This is a genomic window from Hyphomicrobium sp. 802, assembly GCF_000526135.1.
Lineage (GTDB): Bacteria > Pseudomonadota > Alphaproteobacteria > Rhizobiales > Hyphomicrobiaceae > Hyphomicrobium_B.
Genome location: NZ_JAFM01000001.1, coordinates 3,712,068 through 3,732,216, shown reverse-complemented (window position 1 = coordinate 3,732,216; position 20,149 = coordinate 3,712,068). Strand labels below are relative to the sequence as shown.

Sequence of the window (20,149 nt, the reverse complement as noted above, 5' to 3'; positions counted from 1 at the left end):
AGTCCGCGCTGAGTAGGCGGTCACTACGCATCAGCGAGCGGCTGGTTATGCTTAAGCAATTTTTGGCTAACTTTGTTCGAACGCATTTTCGTTCCCGCGCGCGATAGCTATCATACGCCTCCAGTTTTGTTGGCAGGAATTCTCCGTCGCACGGGGAGACGATGAGCGTTTATCCGGACATCGGCTCGAGACCTCAGGGTGAAGTCCCGACGGAACGACCGGGTATGGTCTTCGTACCCAGCGGGACGTTCCGAATGGGGTCGGATAGGCATTATTCCGAAGAAGCCCCGAGCCATCGCGTAACTGTCGATGGCTTCTGGATCGACGAGACGCCTGTGACGAACGCTCAATTCAGGAAATTCGTCTCGGAAACTCGCTACACGACGTTTGCCGAGATTCCTCCCAAGGCCGAAGATTATCCTGGCGCGCTTCCTCACATGTTGAAAGCCGGTTCTCTCGTATTTACGCCGCCCAGGCATGCGGTCGACTTGAGAGATTGGAGCCAGTGGTGGGATTTTCGCTTCGGCGCGAATTGGCGTCATCCGTATGGAAGAGGTTCGTGGACGAAAGGGCTCGATGAGCATCCGGTCGTCCATATCGCGTATGCTGATGCCGAAGCCTACGCGATGTGGGCCGGCAAAGAACTCCCGACCGAAGCTGAGTGGGAATATGCAGCACGCGGCGGTCTCGAAGATGCGGAATTTGCCTGGGGGGACGAATTCACGCCTCAGGGCCGGCACATGGCCAATACCTGGCAAGGTACTTTCCCGCTCGAAAATCTGAAGGAAGACGGTTACGAGCGGACCTCGCCGGTCAGAGCCTTTGCCGCAAACGGCTTCGGCCTGTACGATATGATCGGGAACGTCTGGGAATGGACATCTGATTGGTACTCGACGAAGCATGCACCCGACGCCCCAAAAGCCTGCTGCGTTCCGGTTAATCCGCGCGGAGCAGCGAGAGAGCAAAGTTTCGACCCGTGCCAGCCAAACATCCGTATTCCTCGCAAGGTGTTGAAGGGCGGGTCGCACTTGTGCGCACCAAACTATTGCCGCCGCTATCGCCCTGCGGCGCGCCATGCCGAACCTATCGACACGTCAACCAGTCATGTCGGATTCCGATGTGTCGTTCGAACACGTCCTAACGAGAATGAGCGTTGCGAGGAAAAATGAGAATACTCTTGAAGACTTGTGTTGCCTTCCTAATGCTGTCTGTTCTTTTGCCGGCTGCCTCTTACGCCGATGAGCCGAAGTTTTCCAAGCAGCAACTCGACCAGATGCTGGCGCCGATCGCGCTTTATCCGGATGATCTGCTATCCAACGTTTTAATGGCCGCGACCTATCCGCTGGATGTCGTGGAAGCGGCGCGATGGCGCAGCGATCCTGCCAACGCCAAATTGCAGGGTGATGCGCTTGTCGATGCTTTGAAAAGCAAAAGTTGGGACCCAAGCATCAAGGCGCTCGTCCAGTTCCCGGACGTCTTGAACATGATGAGCAATCAACTCGACTGGACGCAGAACCTCGGCGACGCATTTCTTGCTCAGCAAGACGCTGTCATGAATGAGGTGCAGTTCCTGCGTCAGAAAGCCGATTCAAGCGGCCATCTCAGAAGCAACTCCCAGCAGACCGTCACGCAGGACGACGGATCCTACGTCATCCAGCCTGCCGAGCCCGATACGGTTTACGTGCCAGTTTATGAACCGTCGGTGGTCTACGGGCCGTGGTGGTATCCCGATTATCCGCCGTATTATTGGGGGTATCCGGGCGCGACGTTCGTGGACGGATATTTTTGGGGGGCGGCCGGTGTCGCCATCGCCGGCGGCATCTGGGGCTGGAACCATTGGGATTGGCGTCACCGTCGTATCGACGTCAACGTGAACCGCTGGAATCGTATCGACAACAACCGCCGCCGCATCAAGAACAATGTCTGGAAGCACGACGCGCGTCATCGTGGCCATGTCGTGCGCAATAAAAATTTCAACCGTGCGAACGTCGAGAGACGTCTCGAAAATACCGACCACAGAGCGCTCGACAATAAGGTCAATCACGGTGCGCAATTGCGCCATAACGGTCGCAATTTCAACAAGGCAAGAGGCGGCCAAAACAAGGCGGCACATGTTCGGCGCTCAACAGGTGGCAGGAGATTCGTAAAGCCGAATAGGCCGCGAAACATGCGTGCCCGTCCTCATGCGAAGCGCCCTGCGTTCCACGCCCATCGTGGCGGCGGCAGGCGCGGCGGTATCAGAAGGCGCAGATAGTTCTGATTTCGAGGCGGATTGAACAAAATGATCGATGAGAGACTGCAAGGAGTTCAGTAACCCCTAGAGCCTCACATGATGGTTGCGGTGGCACGCACACGCCTCGGCTGGCTGCTGGGTTTCCTGGCATGCATGCTCGTTGTCTCGACCGCAGCCAGTGCGCAATCCGATCCATTGCCCTCCTGGGAGGAAAGCCAAGCCAAGCGGCAGATCATCGACTTCGTTGGACCTTCATCGTCTCCGGCGGCGGTATCGAGTTCATGCGGCCCTGGACGGAGCGCGTCTACGGCATTCCACCGGAGCAAGTCATCGGCAGCTCCGGTGGGCTGAAGTTTGAAATGCACGACGGCAAGCCGGTGATCGTGAAGCTGCCGACTCTCATCCTCAACGAGGATAAAGACGGAAAGCCGGTCGGCATCGAGCGCCACATTGGCCGGCGGCCGGTCGCCGCGTTCGGCAAATCCGACGGCGACCTTCAAATGCTCGAATGGACGTGCGATGCGCCGGCCACGCGGCTTTGCCTGCTCGTGCATCACACCGATGCCGAACGCGAATGGGTTACGATCGCTCATCTCGTGTCGGCAAGCTCGACAAAGCGCTTGATGAAGCGATCGCCAAAGGTTGGACGGTTGTCGACATGAGGCATGACTGGAAGACGTTCTATCCCAAGGAGGTTAAGCCATGAACCATGCAAACTGGATTCTCACAGGACCCCACGCGCCAATTTGAGCTCATGTTCCGCCTCTACGCTGTCATTATTCTTGCATGGCTACGGTCATGGCTTTGAAATTTTACATGACGCCCGGGTCCTGTTCGACGGGCATTCACATCCTTCTTGAGACGTTGGAATTGCCGTTCGAGGCGTGGATCGTCAATCTACCCGCGGGTGAACACCTGCGGCCGGAGTATCTGAAGATCAATCCTAGGGGCACGATCCCAACACTCGTTCTCGATGATGGGCGGGCGCTGACCGACTTCAAATCTATCGCAATCTGGCTCGCCAAGGCCTATCCGCATGGCAAGTTGATTCCCGCCGATTCCGTCCTGGCGGCACGCGCCATCGAACTCGTAGATTTTGCTTTAATTCAGCTGCACGGCGAAGGCTTCACGCGCATTTTCACATCTGATCGCTACCTCCCGGTTGGCGTGACGCCGGACGCTCGGCGACTGGAGGACGATGTTGTTGCGCACGGGCGGGAGGTTGTCGCTCAGTCATTCGGTATTCTCGAGAAGCGCATGCCGGCCGACGGATACGTCCTAGGGCAGGACTTCTCGATCGCGGATGCAGCCCTATTTTATAATGAGTTCTGGGCTGACAGGATCGGGATAACCCTGCCCCCACGCGTCTTTGCACACTATCAGCGCGTCCGCAGCCGTCCGGTCGTTCGCCAGGTCCTCGCCGAAGAAGGGTATCGATCCTGACACTGCGGCCTGCCTGACGTCGCATTTGCGACAATTGCCCTGCCGTTATGCCTTCGGCTGCAGCCATTTTCGCTGGTCCAAAAATTGCGTGTCGTGGTTCCGGGCCGTGGCCAACATCTTTTCGTTGAAGGAAACCGCAATGGCATTCGCCTCTGTCTGCACGACGAGTGCTATGAGCGAAGGAAGCATGAGCATCTTTCTGGTCGGCAAGAAGAGTGTGCTCCTGGTTTGGCCGGTGGGCGGCGAACTCAAGGCGTACCGTGGGCGTTGCCCACACGCAGACATGCCGCTGACGGATGCCACCTTCGATGGCCGAAAGGTCGTCTGCTCACACCATCAGTGGGGCTTCGATGCGACCAACGGCAAGTGCGTGACGCATATCGTTCGCAACGAACTCCATCCCTATCCGCTCCGTATAGAGGGTGATGAAATCAAGGTCGATGTCGGATTGCTCAAGCCGGAGCGCACACCGGCGTAGTCTTCGCTACGGAGCAGACTGATGGATCGCCGAGATCATCGATAAATGAATGACGCGGAGACGATGAATGCCGATCTACAGTTATCACTGTACGGACTGTGCGAGGGAATTCGAGCTGCTGGTTTTTTCGAGTGACGTCCCGGTTTGCCCATCGTGCGGCAGCGAAAAATTGGATCGCTTGGTGACTCTCGTCGCGCCACAAGGCAAGAGCCGCGGATATGCGAAGAAGATGCGTTCGGCGGCGGCGCGAGAAGGCCATCTCAGTAATTACAGCCGCGCCGAACGGCGAGGACGCTGATGTGGCGCACTCTTTCAGTCGAGCCAAAGGCTATCAAAGAGTGCGCAGCCGCAGTGATCGCATAGTGCAGAAGTGTTTAATCGAACTGCGTGACAGAAGCTGAAATCTCAAAATGCAATTGAACCACAGTGTGTGACGAATGGGTGTCGCAGTGCGATGGCTTGACGCCCGATACGGAAAACGAGCCAAGAAAATGCAACGAGAAAAGGCACTTTGCCTTAAAGAGCGCAATGTCGCTGTCTGAAACTTGTGCGCGACAACAGCGTTTTTTGAGGTTAGCATTTCGCGATGCAATAGAAGGCGGAGCGTTTTTTTCTGACCGTCACCGTGAGAGACGGCGAGATGGTGCCTATGAAGCAAACCGATCACATTGCTGATCAGCCACAGATGCCAGGGCCCAAGCAGCTAAGCGAGATTGCTCTAATCGGCATATACGAGGTCTCGAAGATACTCGCTCGGCCGGCGCGTCTTGAAATAACATTATCGAGCGTCCTCAACGTCCTGTCGTCTTTTTTGGACATGCAGCACGGGACCGTTGTTTTGCTCGACGACGAGGATGTTCCTGATATCGTCGTTGGAACGAGTTGGGTGGAAGGAGCGGCGGCCGATGGGCTCGTTCAACTTCCACGAAGAGCGCTCGATCAGATCGTCGCAACCGCGATGCCGTTGGTCATTCAGAATACAGGCGTCCATCCGCTTTTCCGACATCCGGACCGGATCCAAGACGGACAGACAACTACCAAATCCGATTCCGTTTCGTTCATTGGAGTTCCGATAAAGATCGAAGATAGGGTCGTCGGCACACTCTCCATTGATCGTCCGTGGTCCGAAAACGCTGTATTCCGCGCCGATAATGATGTTCGCTTTCTCGCCATGATCGCGAACCTCATAGGTCAGACGATCCATCTGCATAGGGTGATCGGGCGCGACCGCGAGCGGTTGATGGACGAAAGCCGAAGGCTGGAAAAAGAACTCACGAGCGTGAAGCCAAACAAGCTACGGCCGCGCGTCTCCGGAATTATCGGTGAAAGTCCACCAATCCGGGCACTTCTTGGAAAAATTGAAATTGTCGCGAAATCCAACGCAACCGTTCTTTTGCGTGGCGAGTCCGGCACCGGCAAGGAGTTATTCGCTCGCGCAATACACGAGCTTTCTCGCCGTTCCAGCGGCCCCTTCATAAAGGTAAACTGCGCTGCGTTGCCCGAAACCGTGCTTGAATCCGAACTTTTCGGGCATGAGAAGGGAGCCTTTACAGGCGCCGTCAATTCTCGAAAGGGCCGTTTTGAACTCGCAAATGGCGGGACGATTTTCCTCGATGAGATCGGAGAAATATCGCCGTCCTTCCAGGCGAAGCTCCTGCGCGTGTTGCAGGAAGGCGAATTCGATCGGGTCGGCGGAACGAAGACGCAGAAAGTGGACGTGCGCATCGTCGCCGCGACGAACAACGACCTCGAGGAAGCCGTCACCAGAGGGACGTTCCGCGCTGACCTCTATTATCGGATCAGTGTTGTTCCGCTTATTTTGCCGTCGCTGCGCGAACGCAAGGGTGACATCCCGCTCTTGGCGGATACGTTCCTCTCGCGTTTCAATAAGGAAAACGGACGGACTCTATCGCTCTCCCCGAGCGCCATCGACGTTCTGACAGCATGCTATTTTCCCGGCAACGTGCGCGAGCTGGAAAATTGCATTTGCCGTACCGCGACGTTGGCGGCGGGAAGCGCGATCATCAGTGAAGATTTCGCCTGCCGTCACGATCAGTGTCTGTCCGCATCGCTATGGAAGGGCCGTGACGCAGCATCATCGCAACGTCACCCGCAAATGCGATATATGCTGCCAATTCTACCGGTCCGTGGCGAAGTGACGAAGGTTTCGCCCGCGGATCCGGTTCCCAAGGAAACCGTTTGCGATCCGTTGAGCGAAGACCCCAACGATCTCTCGGCAGATTTCCCCGGAGGGCGCGGCCCGGAGCGCGAGAGACTAATTGAGGCGATGGAGAAAGCCGGCTGGGTACAGGCGAAAGCGGCTCGAATCCTGGGTTTGACGCCTCGCCAGATCGGGTACGCGCTCAAGAAGCACGGCATCGAGATCAGGCATTTTTAGTGTGTTTGATAGAGGCGGTCGCGAGCGCGAAACGAACCGCAACGTCACGCGGTGATGCAAGATATGGTGAGGACGTAACAAGGACGTCTGCACCCGTCTGCGCATAGGCCGCTGCGTTATTCGCCGTGATGCCACCAGCCGCCGCAATGACCGGACGCGACTTCATCGGGACGAGTTGCGCTACGAGTTCCGACAATTGATCTGTGCTGAACTTTTCCGTCTGGATGACATCGAAGCCAGCCTCCGCATAGGCTTTCGCCTCATCGACGGATTTAGCCTCTATAACCAATCGCTTTTCGGGAGCTGCGCGCCGTAGTCGGCGAACGGTTTCGGCAAGCGGTTCGCCTTCGAGAAAGATCCTATGCTCGGGGAAAACGAGCACCGTTTCCGAAAGACCGAGACGATGAATGACGGCACCGCCGGCGCGGACGGATCGAACCGCAAACGACTTCGTTCTCGGCATATTCTTTCGGGTACAAGCAACGACGATGCGCGGTGAAACGGCCGTCGCGGCATCGACGATCGCTCGTGCCTCGGTTGCGACACCAGACCAAACTTCAATAAGCGTTTGCGCAACTTTCCATCCGCGGTGCAGGGCACTCGCAGTTCCTCGCGCGCTTAAGATCGGCGAGCCTGGCTCAAGGAGAGTGCCGGATCTCGTTGTGCGTGAGACACAACAGCCTGCGAACTCCAGTAGCGCTGCCGCGCTTTCGACCTCCGCAAGAACCATGCGTCCTCGCGCGGCAAAAAACATCTCCCCTTCCTTTTCGCCGATGCCTAGCGCTTCGGTGGTCAAATCGCCAAACGGAACATCGTCTGCGAGGAGGCTTTCGAGTTCATGAGGTAATGCGGTGGAAGACATCCAAGTCTCCAAGAAGGGACATTCCCAGAGGAAATGCCTTAAGTCGGGTTGAATACATTTTCGTCGTGTTTGCGACAAGAACGGCGGTTTGAAACCCTGTTGCCGCGCAAGAAATTATCTTGCATGCAATTTGCATGCTTCGAAGCATAGAACATTCGGGTGTCGAGAGCGGCCGCACAAGTTTGCATGCACCAAGGCCTCTCTGCCCGAACGTATTGGCGGCATTTGCGACGGAGCATGTGCACGATGAGCACGATCTACCACGATCATTTCCTGAAGTTGGCGGCGATCGTTTATCGCTCAGGCCGGGACGACGTCGATAAATTGCTTGCGGCTTTTGCCGCCGATCAGATTCGCGAAGGGCACCGGATTGGTGGTGTCGTTCAGCATAATTTTAAAGGTCCTTGTGGCCCTCAAAATCTCATGCAGATGATCGACCTGATGACGGGTCGCGCAATCCCGATCTGCCAGGCTCTCGGTAGTGGCGCACAATCATGCAGACTCGATTCCGCCGGCCTTGCGGAAGCGGCGGTGGCAGTCAGCAGGGCGATCGCCGAGGACGTGGCGCTCGTCGTCGTAAATAAGTTTTCCAAACGGGAGGCGGCAGGAGAAGGCCTGCGCGCCGAGATCGCCGACGCTGTTGTTGCTGGGCTTCCTATCCTGACAGCCGTGCCCGACAAGTGCTACGACGCCTGGGTTGAGTTCACCGGCGGTTACGGCACGACACTCGCGTGCGAACGTCACGTTGTCGACGATTGGTGGCGCGAACTGTCAGGCCGCGAAGGCCGTGCACGCGCATTGCGCCAACTCGATCAGCGGTTCAGCCAATCAAACATGCTTGTTAAAGCGCACAATCTACGATCGCTTCATTAGAGCATCATTTGCCGACGATAACGTCGGTCGCCTTTATAACGGCGGATACCGTGTCGCCAACTTTGAGGCCAAGATCGTCGACGGCCTCATTGGTGATCGACGACGTTATCATAAGTCCTGGCATCAGTTCGATTTTGACATGAGCGGTAGTGGCGCCTCTCGTCACGGACACAACTCGTCCTGGTAGCATGTTGCGCGCGCTTAATTTCATTGGACATTCCAAAAAGGAGTTCTGGGACGGCGAAAGCTTCTGTCGCACACAGTTGCGATTCCCGGCGACGCATCAGATCGCCGCATAAAAACATCATTGCGTCGGCGAGCCAAACTTACAAGCGAAGAACTGTGCGGTGTCGGACATCCGACAGGTTGTCATGAGAGCGACAGCGAATGCGATCCGTGCCGTTCCTTTTATTTATATGAATTCAAATACTTAACGTCTGGCATGCGGCTTGAAAGGGAAACACTAGGAAATTCAAGTGAGGGCCGGCGTGCATCGTCATGCCAGAGGAGTGAGACCCATGGCTTATCAGATCATCGCTTCGCAATGCACAGTCTGCGGAGCATGCGAGTTCGAGTGCCCGAACGCCGCGATCAGCCTCAAGCGCGATATGTACGTCATCAATCCGAAGAAATGCACAGAATGTGAAGGCCAATTCGACACGCCGCAGTGCGCCGCTGTCTGTCCCGTCGATAACACATGCGTGCCGGCACCGGCCGCCGCCTGAGACGACGAGATCTAATTTCTACAGGGCGCTCGGATTGCAAAGCGAGGTCCGGGCAAGCGGAGAAACGAATGGCAGCGATCCAAGAGACGATAGACCAAGTCCGTCGCATTGATGTCGAGCAGTACAAGTACGGATTCGAGACCCTCATCGAATCCGAGAAGGCGCCGAAGGGGCTCTCTGAAGACGTCATTCGCTTCATCTCTGCGAAAAAGGCTGAACCGGCATGGATGCTCGAATGGCGGCTTGATGCCTATCGCCGCTGGTTGAATATGCGTGAGCCGAGCTGGGCACGCGTTGAGTACCCGCCGATCGATTACCAGGATCTCTATTATTACGCCGCACCAAAAAAGTTTAAGGCGCCGAAATCGCTCGACGAGGTCGATCCTGAAATTCTTAGAACTTACGAAAAGCTCGGTATTCCGCTCCGCGAGCAGGAAATGCTGGCTGGTGTGACACGCGCGCCAGAGACGGCGGGCGTGGAAACCGCCCTGACGGATGACGGCGAAGGGAACGCGGCGCCGCCAACGCGAGTGGCGGTTGATGCGGTGTTTGATTCCGTATCGGTCGCCACAACCTTCAAGGAAGAGCTGAAGAAAGCCGGCGTAATCTTTATGCCGATATCGGAGGCCTTGCGAGAGCATCCGGAACTGGTTCGGAAGTACCTTGGCTCCGTAGTGCCGACGACGGATAACTTCTTCGCGACGCTCAATTCCGCGGTTTTCTCCGATGGCTCGTTCGTCTATGTGCCCGAGGGCGTGCGCTGTCCGATGGAGCTGTCCACCTATTTCCGGATCAATGAGAAGAACACGGGACAATTCGAGCGCACGTTGATTATCGCCGATAAAGGCGCTTACGTGAGCTACCTTGAAGGCTGCACGGCGCCTCAGCGCGACGAAAACCAACTGCATGCGGCAGTTGTGGAGTTGGTGGCGCTCGAAGACGCCGAGATAAAATACTCGACGGTGCAGAACTGGTATCCGGGTGACGCCGAAGGCAAGGGCGGCATATACAATTTTGTTACGAAGCGTGGCGACTGCCGGGGCGCCAATTCAAAAATTTCTTGGACGCAGGTTGAGACCGGTTCCGCCATAACCTGGAAGTATCCAAGTTGCATTTTGCGCGGTGATAACTCGCGTGGGGAATTTTATTCGATCGCGATTTCCAACGGACGTCAGCAGGTCGACAGCGGCACGAAAATGATTCACCTCGGCCGCAACACGTCGAGCCGGATTATTTCGAAGGGGATCTCCGCAGGGCGCTCGAATAATACGTATCGCGGCCTTGTTACCGCGCATCAGAAGGCAAAAGGCGCGCGTAACTTTACGAACTGCGATTCTCTGCTCGTCGGAGACACGTGCGGCGCGCATACGGTCCCCTATATCGAGGCAAAGAATTCTTCGGCAGTTTTCGAGCACGAGGCAACGACGTCGAAGATCTCGGACGAAATGCTCTTTTATTGCCGCCAACGCGGTCTTTCCGCAGAAGACGCTGTGGCACTCGTTGTCAACGGATTCGTGCGGGACGTGCTGCAGCAACTCCCCATGGAGTTCGCCGTCGAGGCACAAAAACTCATCTCGATCAGTCTGGAAGGCAGCGTCGGGTAAGTGACCCAACGTCGTCAATAAATAGGGGAAGGTCTCTGCGATGCCGCTTCTGGAAATTAAAAATCTCCACGCCGAGATCGGCGCCAAGAAAATCCTTAACGGTGTTGACTTGATGGTCAATCCCGGTGAGGTGCACGCCATCATGGGACCCAATGGGTCGGGAAAATCGACGCTCTCGTACGTGCTTGCCGGCAAGCCTGATTACAACGTCACAGGCGGCCAAGTTCTGCTCGATGGTGAGGAACTGCTCGGGTTGGAGCCGGACGAGCGAGCAGCAAAAGGACTATTTCTCGCATTCCAGTATCCGCTCGAAATTCCCGGCGTCACGACGATGACATTTCTACGCGCAGCGATGAATGCACAGCGCAAGCAACGCGGCGAAAAGGAATTGTCGTCGCCGGAAGTCTTAAAGCGCGTCCGCGATGTTGCGGGCCAGCTCGGCATCGACAGCGAGATGTTGAAGCGCCCAGTCAATGTCGGGTTCTCTGGCGGCGAGAAGAAGCGCAACGAAACGCTGCAAATGACGTTGCTTGAGCCGCGTCTTTGCGTGCTCGACGAAACCGACTCCGGCCTTGATATCGATGCGCTGAAAGTTGTGGCTGATGGTGTTAATCGACTTCGGTCGAAAGATAGAGGGATGATAGTTATCACCCATTATCAGAGACTGCTCGATTACATCGTACCGGATGTTGTCCACGTCTTCTCCAAGGGCCGCATTGTGCGGACAGCTGGGAAGGAACTCGCGCTTGAACTCGAGGCGAACGGTTATGCCGGCTACAAGGAGGAAGCGGCATGAGCGTTATGAATGCCGAAGTTCGCCCAATGAAGACGGCGGCCGAGCAGACGCTGGCCAAGCTTTTTGTAGCCACGCAGTCGTCTCTTGCGGGAGGGCCTGAAATTTCCGCCTGTCGTGAGCAAGCGTTTCGCAATTTCGAAGCGAAGGGTCTGCCGCATCGGCATATAGAATCTTGGAAATATACCGACCTTCGCGCAGTCATGCGTGAGGCTAAAGGATTGGCCCAAGCCCCCAATACGGACATCAGGAGGCGTGCCGCCGACGCCTGCAAAGCGCTTGCCTCCGTAGGGTCTCGCCGTCTCGTGTTCGTTAACGGCGCATTTGCAGCGGAGCTGTCCGACGTCGAAGCCATCGAGCCAGGTCTAAAAATTTCCTCGCTCGCTGAAGCGTTGTCCAATGGCAATCCAAGCGTTGTTGCGTCCATCGAGGGTGCCAGCCCTGCTTCTGGAGATGCTGTATTCTCACTCAATACCGCTTTCATGCAGGACGGCGCGGTGATCGACGTCGCGCCAGGCGCGGTGATCGCGCGCCCGCTTCATCTGGTATTTTTCTATGGAAGCGAAGAAGCCAGCGCGACCGTGACACGGTCACTTCTGAAGGTTGGAGATGGCGCCCGCATCACCCTAATCGAAAGTCACGAAGGGCCCGATGGAGTCGACTATCAGTGCAACAATGCCCTTGATATCTCCATCGGTGCGGGCGCGTGCCTCGATCATGTAAAGATCATATCTGATGGAGCGCGGTCTCTGCATGTCGATACACTGACGGTCGCTGTCGGGAAGGCCGCAACATACCGCGATTTTTGTCTGACCATCGGCGGTGCAGTCGTCCGTAATCAGCTTTTTGTCCGTTGCACTGGGTCGGAGGCCTCAATTGATCTTCGCGGTGCAAGTCTGCTGAAAGGCTCGCAACACGCAGACACAACACTTGTTCTCGATCACGCCGTCGCGAACTGTCAAAGCCGTGAAATGTTCAAGTCTGTTTTGGAAGATGACAGTCGAACGATCTTCCAGGGCAAGATTATCGTGCGTCCAGATGCACAAAAGACAGATGCGCGCATGGTGACCCGCGCATTGTTGCTGTCTGAAACCGCGGAGGCCGACAGCAAGCCCGAGCTCGAAATTTTCGCCGATGACGTGCAATGCGGTCACGGCGCAACGGCCGGTGCGCTGGACGATGAACTCAAATTTTATCTCATGGCGCGCGGCATTCCGGCGAAGGAAGCAGAAGCGTTGCTCATTCAGTCATTCGTTGGCGAGGCACTGGATGTGGTCGAAGCGGAGTCGCTCAAGGCGGCGCTGACACAAATGACCGCCGATTGGCTGCAAGGCAGAGGCTGACATTATGCATCCGGCGGTGAGCAACGGCAGCTACGATATCGCGCATGTGCGCGAGGATTTTCCGATTCTCTCGATGCAGGTGCACGGCAAGCCGCTCGTCTATCTTGATAATGCGGCATCGGCACAGAAACCCAAAGCCGTTCTCGATCGGATGCAGCAAGTCTACACTTCCGGTTATGCCAACGTGCACCGAGGTTTGCACACGCTCTCCAATGCGGCGACCGAAGCTTATGAAGGCGCGCGTGAAAAGGTCGCGAGGTTCCTCAATGCCTCACGGAATGAAGAGATCATTTTTACGCGCAACGCCACGGAAGCGATCAACCTCGTTGCCGCAACGTTTGGACGCGGAAGAATAAAGCCCGGCGACGAAATTATCCTCTCAATCCTGGAGCACCACGCCAATATCGTTCCGTGGCATTTTCTGCGCGAGCAATATGGCGCAGTCATCAAGTGGGCGCCCGTCAACGATGCCGGAGATTTCCTGATCGACGAGTTCGAGAAGTTGCTGACTGATCGCACCAAGATGGTTGCGATCACGCAGATGTCGAACGTGCTTGGTAGCATTGTCCCGGTAAAAGAAGTCGTCGGCATAGCGCATGCGCGCGGCATTCCCGTGCTGATCGACGGCTCACAGGGTGCGGTGCATCTTGACGTCGATGTCCGCGATATTGATTGCGACTTCTACGTTATAACCGGCCATAAGCTCTATGGCCCGACGGGGATCGGTGCCTTATACGGCAAGTATGAGCATCTCGCTGCGATGAAGCCGTTCAATGGCGGTGGCGAGATGATCCGCGAAGTCTTTCGCGACCGCATTACCTACGGTGAGCCACCGCACAAATTTGAAGCGGGAACACCGCCGATCGTGGAGGCGATCGGTCTCGGCGAGGCTGTCGAGTACATCAATTCGATAGGCAAGGGGCGCATCCGAAAGCACGAGATGGAACTCTTAGCCTACGGTCAGGAACGTTTGAGCGAAATCAATTCGCTACGCATAATCGGTACCGCCCGGGAAAAAGGCGCGATTATTTCCTTCGAACCCAAAAACGCGCATGCCCAGGATTATGCAACGGTCATCGATCAGTCGGGCATCGCAGTTCGCGCCGGGACCCATTGCGCCATGCCGTTGCTCGAGCATTTAGGAGTTACAGCAACTTGCCGAGCATCCTTTGCGCTTTATAATACGCGTGAGGAAGTTGATAGTCTTGTACACGCGTTGCGAAAAGCCGGAGAACTGTTCGCATGAGCGATAGCCCCAGCGGGCGTCAATTTAGTAACAATGGACTTATGTATCGAGGGTTGTTTAGCCGTGCCGCCAAGCCTGGACAGGCTGATCGATGCATGACTTCTCCTACCGCAGGCGCGTACCTGCGATGACCATTCCACGTCCGACGGCTGTTTGCGATAGTGTTCTCGCTGCGATTGGGAACACGCCGCTCATCAAGTTAAGGAAGGCGTCGGAAGAGACGCAGTGCACGATTCTCGGCAAGGCCGAGTTCATGAATCCCGGTCAGTCGGTCAAGGACCGTGCCGCCCTATTCATCATCGAGGATGCGGTGAAGAAAGGTGCTCTTCGGCCGGGCGGCTGTATCGTCGAAGGGACGGCCGGCAACACCGGGATCGGACTGACGCTCGTTGGCAACGCGATGGGTTTCCGCTCAGTCATTGTCATTCCGGAAACGCAGAGCCAGGAAAAGAAAGACACGCTCCGACTATGCGGCGCGGAGCTTATCGAAGTTCCAGCAGTTCCATACTCCAATCCGAACAACTATGTGAAGCTGTCAGGTCGGCTCGCGGAGCAACTCGCCGCCACCGAGTCGAATGGCGCCGTCTGGGCAAACCAGTTCGACAACGTGGCGAACCGCGAGGGTCATATTCGCACCACGGGACCTGAGATTTGGGAGCAGACGAATGGCAAGGTCGACGGATTCGTCTGTGCAGTCGGCACGGGGGGAACCCTCGCCGGCATTGGCATTGCGTTGAAAGAATGCAATCCGGCAATCAAGATCGGCCTCGCCGATCCGATGGGCGCAGCGCTATACAATTATTACACTCACGGTGATCTGAAATCTGAAGGGTCGTCCATCACCGAAGGCATCGGCCAGGGGCGCATCACAAAAAATCTCGAAGGCGCTCCAATCGATCTCGCTTTTCAAATTCCCGACGGGGAGGCGGTGCCGATCATCTTCGATTTGCTGGAACATGAAGGGCTATGCCTAGGAGGTTCATCTGGCATCAACGTGGCGGGTGCAATCCGGCTTGCCCGCGAACTTGGTCCCGGACACACGATCGTCACCGTTCTTGCAGACACCGGCATGCGCTATCAATCAAAACTGTTCAATCCTGAGTTTCTTCGTGCAAAGGGGCTGTCCGTGCCGCACTGGCTCGAGCACCGATCTACCCTGAGCCTGCCGCTGGCATAGCGCTGTCGATCAGCCCGCAGACGCTCGGGCATCTCGCAAAATACGTTCGACCATCGAATGGAAGCCGTTCGAACGTTGCGGCGTCAGATGTTGCTGGAGACCAAGCTCGGCGAAAGCCGATTTGGCATCAATCCGTATGATGTCGCTTGGAGTCTTGCCTTCGAATATCGCGAAAACAACAGCGACAAGCCCTTTGACAATATGGGCGTCGCTGTCGCCCTGGAGTTCGAGAACGGAGGGCTCACCTGAAGTATCGCGGCGTAAGTTGGTCACAAGCCAGACCTGACTCGCACAGCCTTGCACCTTGTTGTCCTCTGTCCTCTGATCTTCCGGAAAGCTTGGCAACGTGCGGCCAAGCTCAATGAGATATCGGTATCTGTCTTCCCAGTCATCGAGCAGCGCCAGATCGGACCGGATTGCGTCAATCGTCATGCAGGTTCACCAAAGCATCATCACCAAACCGACTGAGCTTCTCTAAGCAAGCATCGTACCGCCGCAACGATCGTCCGCAGTGCATTCCGACATACGCGTCTGACAAGCATTGTCGAACTAGTTTTGTTTCAAACAGCAGATGCTTCCGATGTCGGGTTTACAACATGCTGCCGACATTGCATGCGATTGCTCTATCCTTATGAAATTACGCTGAATTTCAGATTTCAATAGCACTGGCATAGTCGTTGCAAATCTCTCCTTGCAACAAGCGAGTAAGGGCTGAGTGCAGGCCGACGCGACGAGCGAGCACTGTGCTCCTTCCCGCCACCCGTGAGCCCGTATGAGAGGACATGACTGCGTGATCGCGGAAGGCGTGGCGCAGAGGCACTCGGTTCAAAGGAGAGACAACATGTCGGCACTACGACAAATCGCGTTTTACGGCAAAGGCGGCATCGGCAAGTCGACGACGTCACAGAACACACTGGCGGCATTGGCGGAGATGGGTCATCGGATCCTGATCGTTGGCTGCGATCCGAAAGCGGATTCGACGCGTCTGATCCTGCATGCCAAGGCTCAGGACACGATCCTGAGCCTGGCGGCGAATGCGGGTTCTGTGGAAGACCTCGAGATCGAAGACGTGATGAAGGTCGGCTACAAGGACATCCGCTGCGTTGAATCGGGTGGCCCAGAACCGGGTGTTGGTTGTGCGGGCCGCGGCGTCATAACGTCGATCAACTTCCTGGAAGAGAATGGCGCCTACGAGGACATCGATTACGTGTCCTACGACGTTCTTGGCGACGTTGTCTGCGGCGGGTTTGCGATGCCGATCCGTGAGAACAAAGCTCAGGAGATCTACATCGTCATGTCTGGAGAGATGATGGCGATGTATGCGGCGAACAACATCTCGAAGGGCATTCTGAAGTACGCGAACTCAGGCGGTGTTCGTCTTGGCGGTTTGGTATGCAACGAGCGTCAGACGGACAAGGAGCTTGAGCTTGCGGAAGCTCTTGCGAAGAAGCTCGGAACGCAGCTGATCTACTTCGTTCCGCGGGACAACATCGTGCAGCATGCCGAGCTTCGTCGGATGACGGTTCTGGAATACGCGCCGGATTCAGTGCAGGCGAACCATTACCGCAGCCTGGCAGAGAAGATCCACGCGAACGGGGGCAAGGGGATCATTCCGACGCCGATCACGATGGACGAGCTCGAGGACATGCTGATGGAGCACGGCATCATGAAACAGGTTGACGAGAGCCAGATCGGCAAGAGCGCGGCCGAGCTGGCGACGGCCTAATCAGCCCGCAAGGGACCGGCTCCTCACACCCCGCATGAGGGGCCGGTCTCCAACGCGCAATCAAAATCCGATGGGAAAGGTGAGACGATGAGCTTGGCGAAGCCAGAGAGCGTTGAGGAAATCAAGGCTCGCAATAAAGAACTGATCAGTGAAGTACTTTCGGTCTATCCGGAAAAGACTGCAAAGCGGCGCGCCAAGCACTTGAACGTGCATGAGGCAGGCAAGTCCGATTGCGGTGTTAAATCGAACCTCAAGTCGATCCCGGGCGTCATGACGATCCGCGGCTGCGCATATGCCGGTTCGAAAGGTGTCGTCTGGGGACCGATCAAGGACATGATCCACATCAGCCACGGCCCAGTGGGATGTGGTCAGTATTCTTGGGCCGCACGCCGGAACTACTATATCGGCACAACGGGTATCGACACCTTCGTGACTATGCAGTTCACGTCGGACTTCCAGGAAAAGGACATCGTGTTTGGCGGCGACAAGAAGCTCGCCAAGATCATGGATGAAATCCAAGAGCTGTTCCCGCTCAACAACGGCATCACTGTCCAATCGGAATGCCCGATCGGTCTGATTGGCGACGACATCGAGGCAGTCTCGAAAGTCAAGTCGAAGGAGTACGACGGCAAGACAATCGTCCCCGTTCGTTGCGAAGGCTTTCGTGGCGTCTCTCAGTCGCTCGGACACCACATTGCCAACGACTCCATCCGAGATTGGGTCTTCGACAAGCTTTCACCGGATGCCCCGCCGAAGTTTGAGTCGACGCCATATGATGTGGCGATCATCGGAGATTACAACATCGGCGGCGATGCATGGTCGTCCCGCATTCTGCTCGAAGAGATGGGCCTCCGGGTGATCGCGCAGTGGTCGGGCGACGGCAGCCTAGCAGAACTTGAAGCAACGCCGAAAGCGAAGCTTAACGTCCTCCACTGCTACCGTTCGATGAACTACATCTCGCGCCACATGGAAGAGAAGTACGGTATTCCTTGGTGTGAATATAACTTCTTCGGGCCGAGCAAGATCGCAGAGTCGCTTCGCAAGATCGCGAGCTTCTTCGACGACAAGATCAAGGAGGGGGCCGAGCGCGTCATCGCTAAGTATCAACCGCTGATGGACGCGGTAATTGCTAAGTACCGCCCGCGTCTTGAAGGCAAGACGGTCATGCTGTTCGTCGGTGGTCTGCGTCCGCGTCACGTGATCGGTGCTTACGAAGATCTCGGCATGGAAGTCGTCGGTACGGGGTACGAGTTTGGCCACAATGACGATTATCAGCGCACCGCACAACACTACGTGAAGGACGGAACGCTGATCTACGACGACGTCACCGGCTACGAGTTCGAGAAGTTCGTCGAAAAGATCCAGCCCGATCTCGTCGGCTCAGGGATCAAGGAAAAGTACGTCTTCCAGAAGATGGGTGTGCCGTTCCGGCAGATGCACTCCTGGGATTACTCCGGCCCCTACCATGGCTACGACGGCTTCGCGATATTCGCGCGCGACATGGATATGGCCATCAACTCGCCGGTCTGGAAGATCGCAAAGGCGCCCTGGAAGACCCCTGAGAAGCCTCTGCTGATTGCTGCCGAGTAACACTCAACGACCCTGGCCCTTTGAGGTGAAGGGCCAGGGTTCAGGTTCAACAAGTTTTTTTGGAGAAGGCCTCGCATTATGACCCAGAACGCCGAACACGTGCTCGATCACTTCGAGCTCTTTCGCGGTCCCGAATACCAGCAGATGCTGGCGAATAAGAAGAAGATGTTCGAGAACCCCCGCGATCCGGCCGATGTCGAGCGGGTTCGCGAATGGGCAAAGACGCCGGAATACCGGGAGAAAAACTTCGCCCGTGAAGCACTGACGGTCAATCCGGCCAAGGCGTGTCAGCCGCTCGGAGCGGTATTTGTAGCGGTCGGCTTCGAAAAGACTATTCCTTTCGTTCATGGATCGCAGGGTTGCGTCGCATATTATCGCAGCCACTTGTCCCGCCACTTCAAGGAACCGAGTTCCTGTGTGTCCTCCTCGATGACAGAGGATGCGGCGGTGTTCGGTGGCCTGAACAATATGATCGACGGCTTGGCCAACACGTACAATATGTACAAGCCGAAGATGATCGCCGTTTCTACGACCTGCATGGCCGAAGTGATTGGTGACGACCTGAACGCCTTCATCAAGACGGCGAGAGAGAAGGGGTCGGTGCCGCAGGAGTATGACGTTCCGTTCGCCCATACTCCAGCATTCGTCGGCAGCCATGTCACCGGTTACGACAACGCGCTGAAAGGCGTCATCGAATATTTTTGGGACGGTAAGGCCGGCACCGTCCCGAAGCTTGAGCGTCAGCCAAATGGCAAGATCAACTTCATCGGCGGATTCGACGGATATACCGTCGGAAACCTCCGAGAGATCAAGCGCATCTTCGATATGATAGGCGTCGAGTACACTATTCTCGCCGACAACAGCGATGTGTTCGATACGCCAACTGACGGCGAGTTCCGTATGTACGACGGCGGCACTACGCTCGAGGAAACGGCCAACGCCATTCATGCGAAGGCGACGATCTCAATGCAGGAGTACAGCACTGAGAAGACGCTACCGTTCATCGCGGGACATGGACAAGAAGTGGTTGCCCTCAACCACCCAGTTGGCGTCAGTGCGACCGACAAATTCCTGATGGAGGTTTCGCGCATTACGGGCAGGGAGATCCCTGAAGAACTCGCCCGCGAACGTGGCCGTCTCGTCGACGCGATGGCGGATTCGAGCGCGCATATCCACGGGAAGAAGTACGCGATCTACGGCGATCCGGACCTGTGTTACGGTCTTGCTGCATTCCTTTTGGAACTCGGCGCCGAGCCGACCCACGTGCTCGCGACCAACGGCAACAAGGCATGGGCAGAGAAGATGCAGACGCTCTTCGACAGCTCGCCGTTCGGAAAGAATTGCCATGTGTATCCGGGCCGCGATCTCTGGCACATGCGGTCGCTCCTGTTCACTGAGCCGGTTGATTTCCTGATTGGCAACACCTACGGCAAATATCTCGAACGCGACACGGGAACTCCGCTGGTGCGCATAGGCTTCCCCGTATTTGATCGTCATCACCACCATCGTCGTCCGGTGTGGGGCTATCAGGGTGGCATGAACGTTCTGATCACGCTTCTCGACAAGATCTTTGACGAGATCGACAAGAACACGAACGTACCCGCGAAGACCGACTACAGCTTCGACATTATCCGTTAGGGCGCTGCCTCCCTTGCGTC

19 protein-coding genes and 1 pseudogene are annotated in these 20,149 nt (G+C 56.3%); 17 read left to right on the top strand and 3 right to left on the bottom strand.

What is annotated here, in order from left to right; genetic code table 11:
- Positions 1 to 161 precede the first annotated feature (161 nt).
- From HYP802_RS0119035 to nifA, 7 genes and pseudogenes are all read left to right on the top strand, one after another.
- The gene (locus HYP802_RS0119035; RefSeq protein WP_013949307.1) at positions 162 to 1,169 is read left to right on the top strand and encodes a formylglycine-generating enzyme family protein; all 1,008 of its coding nucleotides are present in this window, start codon (positions 162 to 164) and stop codon (positions 1,167 to 1,169) included.
- 8 nt (positions 1,170 to 1,177) lie between these two features.
- Complete coding sequence (locus HYP802_RS22590; protein ID WP_244420914.1) at positions 1,178 to 2,254, top strand: DUF3300 domain-containing protein; 1,077 nt, start codon at positions 1,178 to 1,180, stop codon at positions 2,252 to 2,254.
- Positions 2,255 to 2,481: 227 nt separating this feature from the next.
- Positions 2,482 to 2,939: pseudogene (locus HYP802_RS22585) on the top strand (haloacid dehalogenase-like hydrolase); the annotation flags it as partial.
- 98 nt (positions 2,940 to 3,037) lie between these two features.
- Positions 3,038 to 3,676, top strand: coding sequence for a glutathione S-transferase family protein (locus HYP802_RS0119020; RefSeq protein WP_197022749.1), 639 nt, complete (start codon positions 3,038 to 3,040; stop codon positions 3,674 to 3,676).
- Positions 3,677 to 3,815: 139 nt separating this feature from the next.
- A complete protein-coding gene (locus HYP802_RS0119015) occupies positions 3,816 to 4,154 on the top strand; it encodes a Rieske 2Fe-2S domain-containing protein (protein ID WP_013949302.1) in 339 nt (112 codons plus the stop codon).
- A gap of 67 nt (positions 4,155 to 4,221) precedes the next feature.
- Positions 4,222 to 4,452, top strand: coding sequence for a zinc ribbon domain-containing protein (locus HYP802_RS23355; protein WP_013949301.1), 231 nt, complete (start codon positions 4,222 to 4,224; stop codon positions 4,450 to 4,452).
- Between the two features lie 351 nt (positions 4,453 to 4,803).
- A complete protein-coding gene (gene nifA, locus HYP802_RS0119005) occupies positions 4,804 to 6,552 on the top strand; it encodes a nif-specific transcriptional activator NifA (RefSeq protein ID WP_029671106.1) in 1,749 nt (582 codons plus the stop codon).
- Here nifA and modD read toward each other — a convergent pair.
- On the bottom strand, positions 6,539 to 7,414 hold the full coding sequence (gene modD / locus HYP802_RS0119000) for a ModD protein (RefSeq protein WP_013949299.1): 876 nt from the start codon (positions 7,412 to 7,414) through the stop codon (positions 6,539 to 6,541). The two genes, nifA and modD, sit on opposite strands and share 14 nt — an antisense overlap.
- A 246-nt stretch (positions 7,415 to 7,660) precedes the next feature.
- Here modD and HYP802_RS0118995 point away from each other — a divergent pair, with 246 nt between their 5' ends.
- Positions 7,661 to 8,287: a DUF2478 domain-containing protein gene (locus HYP802_RS0118995; protein WP_013949298.1), complete on the top strand. Its 627-nt coding sequence runs from the start codon at positions 7,661 to 7,663 to the stop codon at positions 8,285 to 8,287.
- 4 nt (positions 8,288 to 8,291) lie between these two features.
- Here the strand turns inward: HYP802_RS0118995 and HYP802_RS0118990 are convergent, their stop codons facing one another.
- On the bottom strand, positions 8,292 to 8,498 hold the full coding sequence (locus tag HYP802_RS0118990) for a TOBE domain-containing protein (RefSeq protein ID WP_024276339.1): 207 nt from the start codon (positions 8,496 to 8,498) through the stop codon (positions 8,292 to 8,294).
- Positions 8,499 to 8,805: 307 nt separating this feature from the next.
- Between HYP802_RS0118990 and HYP802_RS0118985 the strand changes: the two genes are divergently transcribed.
- From HYP802_RS0118985 to HYP802_RS0118960, 6 genes are all read left to right on the top strand, one after another.
- On the top strand, positions 8,806 to 9,012 hold the full coding sequence (locus HYP802_RS0118985) for a 4Fe-4S binding protein (protein WP_024276338.1): 207 nt from the start codon (positions 8,806 to 8,808) through the stop codon (positions 9,010 to 9,012).
- Between the two features lie 68 nt (positions 9,013 to 9,080).
- On the top strand, positions 9,081 to 10,616 hold the full coding sequence (gene sufB / locus HYP802_RS0118980; RefSeq protein WP_013949296.1) for a Fe-S cluster assembly protein SufB: 1,536 nt from the start codon (positions 9,081 to 9,083) through the stop codon (positions 10,614 to 10,616).
- 40 nt (positions 10,617 to 10,656) lie between these two features.
- Complete coding sequence (gene sufC / locus HYP802_RS0118975) at positions 10,657 to 11,412, top strand: Fe-S cluster assembly ATPase SufC (protein ID WP_013949295.1); 756 nt, start codon at positions 10,657 to 10,659, stop codon at positions 11,410 to 11,412.
- Positions 11,409 to 12,752 (top strand): Fe-S cluster assembly protein SufD, encoded by a 1,344-nt coding sequence (sufD, locus tag HYP802_RS0118970; protein WP_013949294.1) that lies wholly within the window; start codon positions 11,409 to 11,411, stop codon positions 12,750 to 12,752. The genes sufC and sufD overlap by 4 nt, the downstream gene beginning before the upstream one ends.
- A 4-nt stretch (positions 12,753 to 12,756) precedes the next feature.
- Complete coding sequence (locus HYP802_RS0118965; protein WP_013949293.1) at positions 12,757 to 13,998, top strand: cysteine desulfurase; 1,242 nt, start codon at positions 12,757 to 12,759, stop codon at positions 13,996 to 13,998.
- Positions 13,999 to 14,125: 127 nt separating this feature from the next.
- Entirely contained in the window at positions 14,126 to 15,175 is a 1,050-nt protein-coding gene (locus HYP802_RS0118960; protein ID WP_024276336.1) for a cysteine synthase A, read from the top strand.
- A 9-nt stretch (positions 15,176 to 15,184) separates the two neighbouring features.
- Here HYP802_RS0118960 and HYP802_RS0118955 read toward each other — a convergent pair whose 3' ends face one another.
- Positions 15,185 to 15,607 (bottom strand): SufE family protein, encoded by a 423-nt coding sequence (locus HYP802_RS0118955; RefSeq protein ID WP_013949291.1) that lies wholly within the window; start codon positions 15,605 to 15,607, stop codon positions 15,185 to 15,187.
- Positions 15,608 to 16,016: 409 nt separating this feature from the next.
- On the opposite strand from HYP802_RS0118955, the gene nifH reads away from it, so the two are divergent.
- From nifH to nifK, 3 genes are all read left to right on the top strand, one after another.
- Entirely contained in the window at positions 16,017 to 16,901 is an 885-nt protein-coding gene (gene nifH / locus HYP802_RS0118950; protein ID WP_013949240.1) for a nitrogenase iron protein, read from the top strand.
- 87 nt (positions 16,902 to 16,988) lie between these two features.
- On the top strand, positions 16,989 to 18,491 hold the full coding sequence (gene nifD, locus HYP802_RS0118945) for a nitrogenase molybdenum-iron protein alpha chain (RefSeq protein WP_013949289.1): 1,503 nt from the start codon (positions 16,989 to 16,991) through the stop codon (positions 18,489 to 18,491).
- A 78-nt stretch (positions 18,492 to 18,569) separates the two neighbouring features.
- The gene (gene nifK, locus HYP802_RS0118940) at positions 18,570 to 20,129 is read left to right on the top strand and encodes a nitrogenase molybdenum-iron protein subunit beta (protein ID WP_013949288.1); all 1,560 of its coding nucleotides are present in this window, start codon (positions 18,570 to 18,572) and stop codon (positions 20,127 to 20,129) included.
- Positions 20,130 to 20,149: the final 20 nt, after the last annotated feature.

Coding starts and splice junctions, on each gene's coding strand:
- HYP802_RS0119035 (WP_013949307.1), top strand. CDS start 162: ATGAGCGTTTATCCGGACATCGGCTCGAGACCTCAGGGTGAAGTCCCG.
- HYP802_RS0119015 (WP_013949302.1), top strand. CDS start 3,816: ATGGCATTCGCCTCTGTCTGCACGACGAGTGCTATGAGCGAAGGAAGC.
- HYP802_RS23355 (WP_013949301.1), top strand. CDS start 4,222: ATGCCGATCTACAGTTATCACTGTACGGACTGTGCGAGGGAATTCGAG.
- nifA (WP_029671106.1), top strand. CDS start 4,804: ATGAAGCAAACCGATCACATTGCTGATCAGCCACAGATGCCAGGGCCC.
- modD (WP_013949299.1), bottom strand. CDS start 7,414: ATGTCTTCCACCGCATTACCTCATGAACTCGAAAGCCTCCTCGCAGAC.
- HYP802_RS0118995 (WP_013949298.1), top strand. CDS start 7,661: ATGAGCACGATCTACCACGATCATTTCCTGAAGTTGGCGGCGATCGTT.
- HYP802_RS0118990 (WP_024276339.1), bottom strand. CDS start 8,498: ATGAAATTAAGCGCGCGCAACATGCTACCAGGACGAGTTGTGTCCGTG.
- HYP802_RS0118985 (WP_024276338.1), top strand. CDS start 8,806: ATGGCTTATCAGATCATCGCTTCGCAATGCACAGTCTGCGGAGCATGC.
- sufB (WP_013949296.1), top strand. CDS start 9,081: ATGGCAGCGATCCAAGAGACGATAGACCAAGTCCGTCGCATTGATGTC.
- sufC (WP_013949295.1), top strand. CDS start 10,657: ATGCCGCTTCTGGAAATTAAAAATCTCCACGCCGAGATCGGCGCCAAG.
- sufD (WP_013949294.1), top strand. CDS start 11,409: ATGAGCGTTATGAATGCCGAAGTTCGCCCAATGAAGACGGCGGCCGAG.
- HYP802_RS0118965 (WP_013949293.1), top strand. CDS start 12,757: ATGCATCCGGCGGTGAGCAACGGCAGCTACGATATCGCGCATGTGCGC.
- HYP802_RS0118960 (WP_024276336.1), top strand. CDS start 14,126: ATGACCATTCCACGTCCGACGGCTGTTTGCGATAGTGTTCTCGCTGCG.
- HYP802_RS0118955 (WP_013949291.1), bottom strand. CDS start 15,607: ATGACGATTGACGCAATCCGGTCCGATCTGGCGCTGCTCGATGACTGG.
- nifH (WP_013949240.1), top strand. CDS start 16,017: ATGTCGGCACTACGACAAATCGCGTTTTACGGCAAAGGCGGCATCGGC.
- nifD (WP_013949289.1), top strand. CDS start 16,989: ATGAGCTTGGCGAAGCCAGAGAGCGTTGAGGAAATCAAGGCTCGCAAT.
- nifK (WP_013949288.1), top strand. CDS start 18,570: ATGACCCAGAACGCCGAACACGTGCTCGATCACTTCGAGCTCTTTCGC.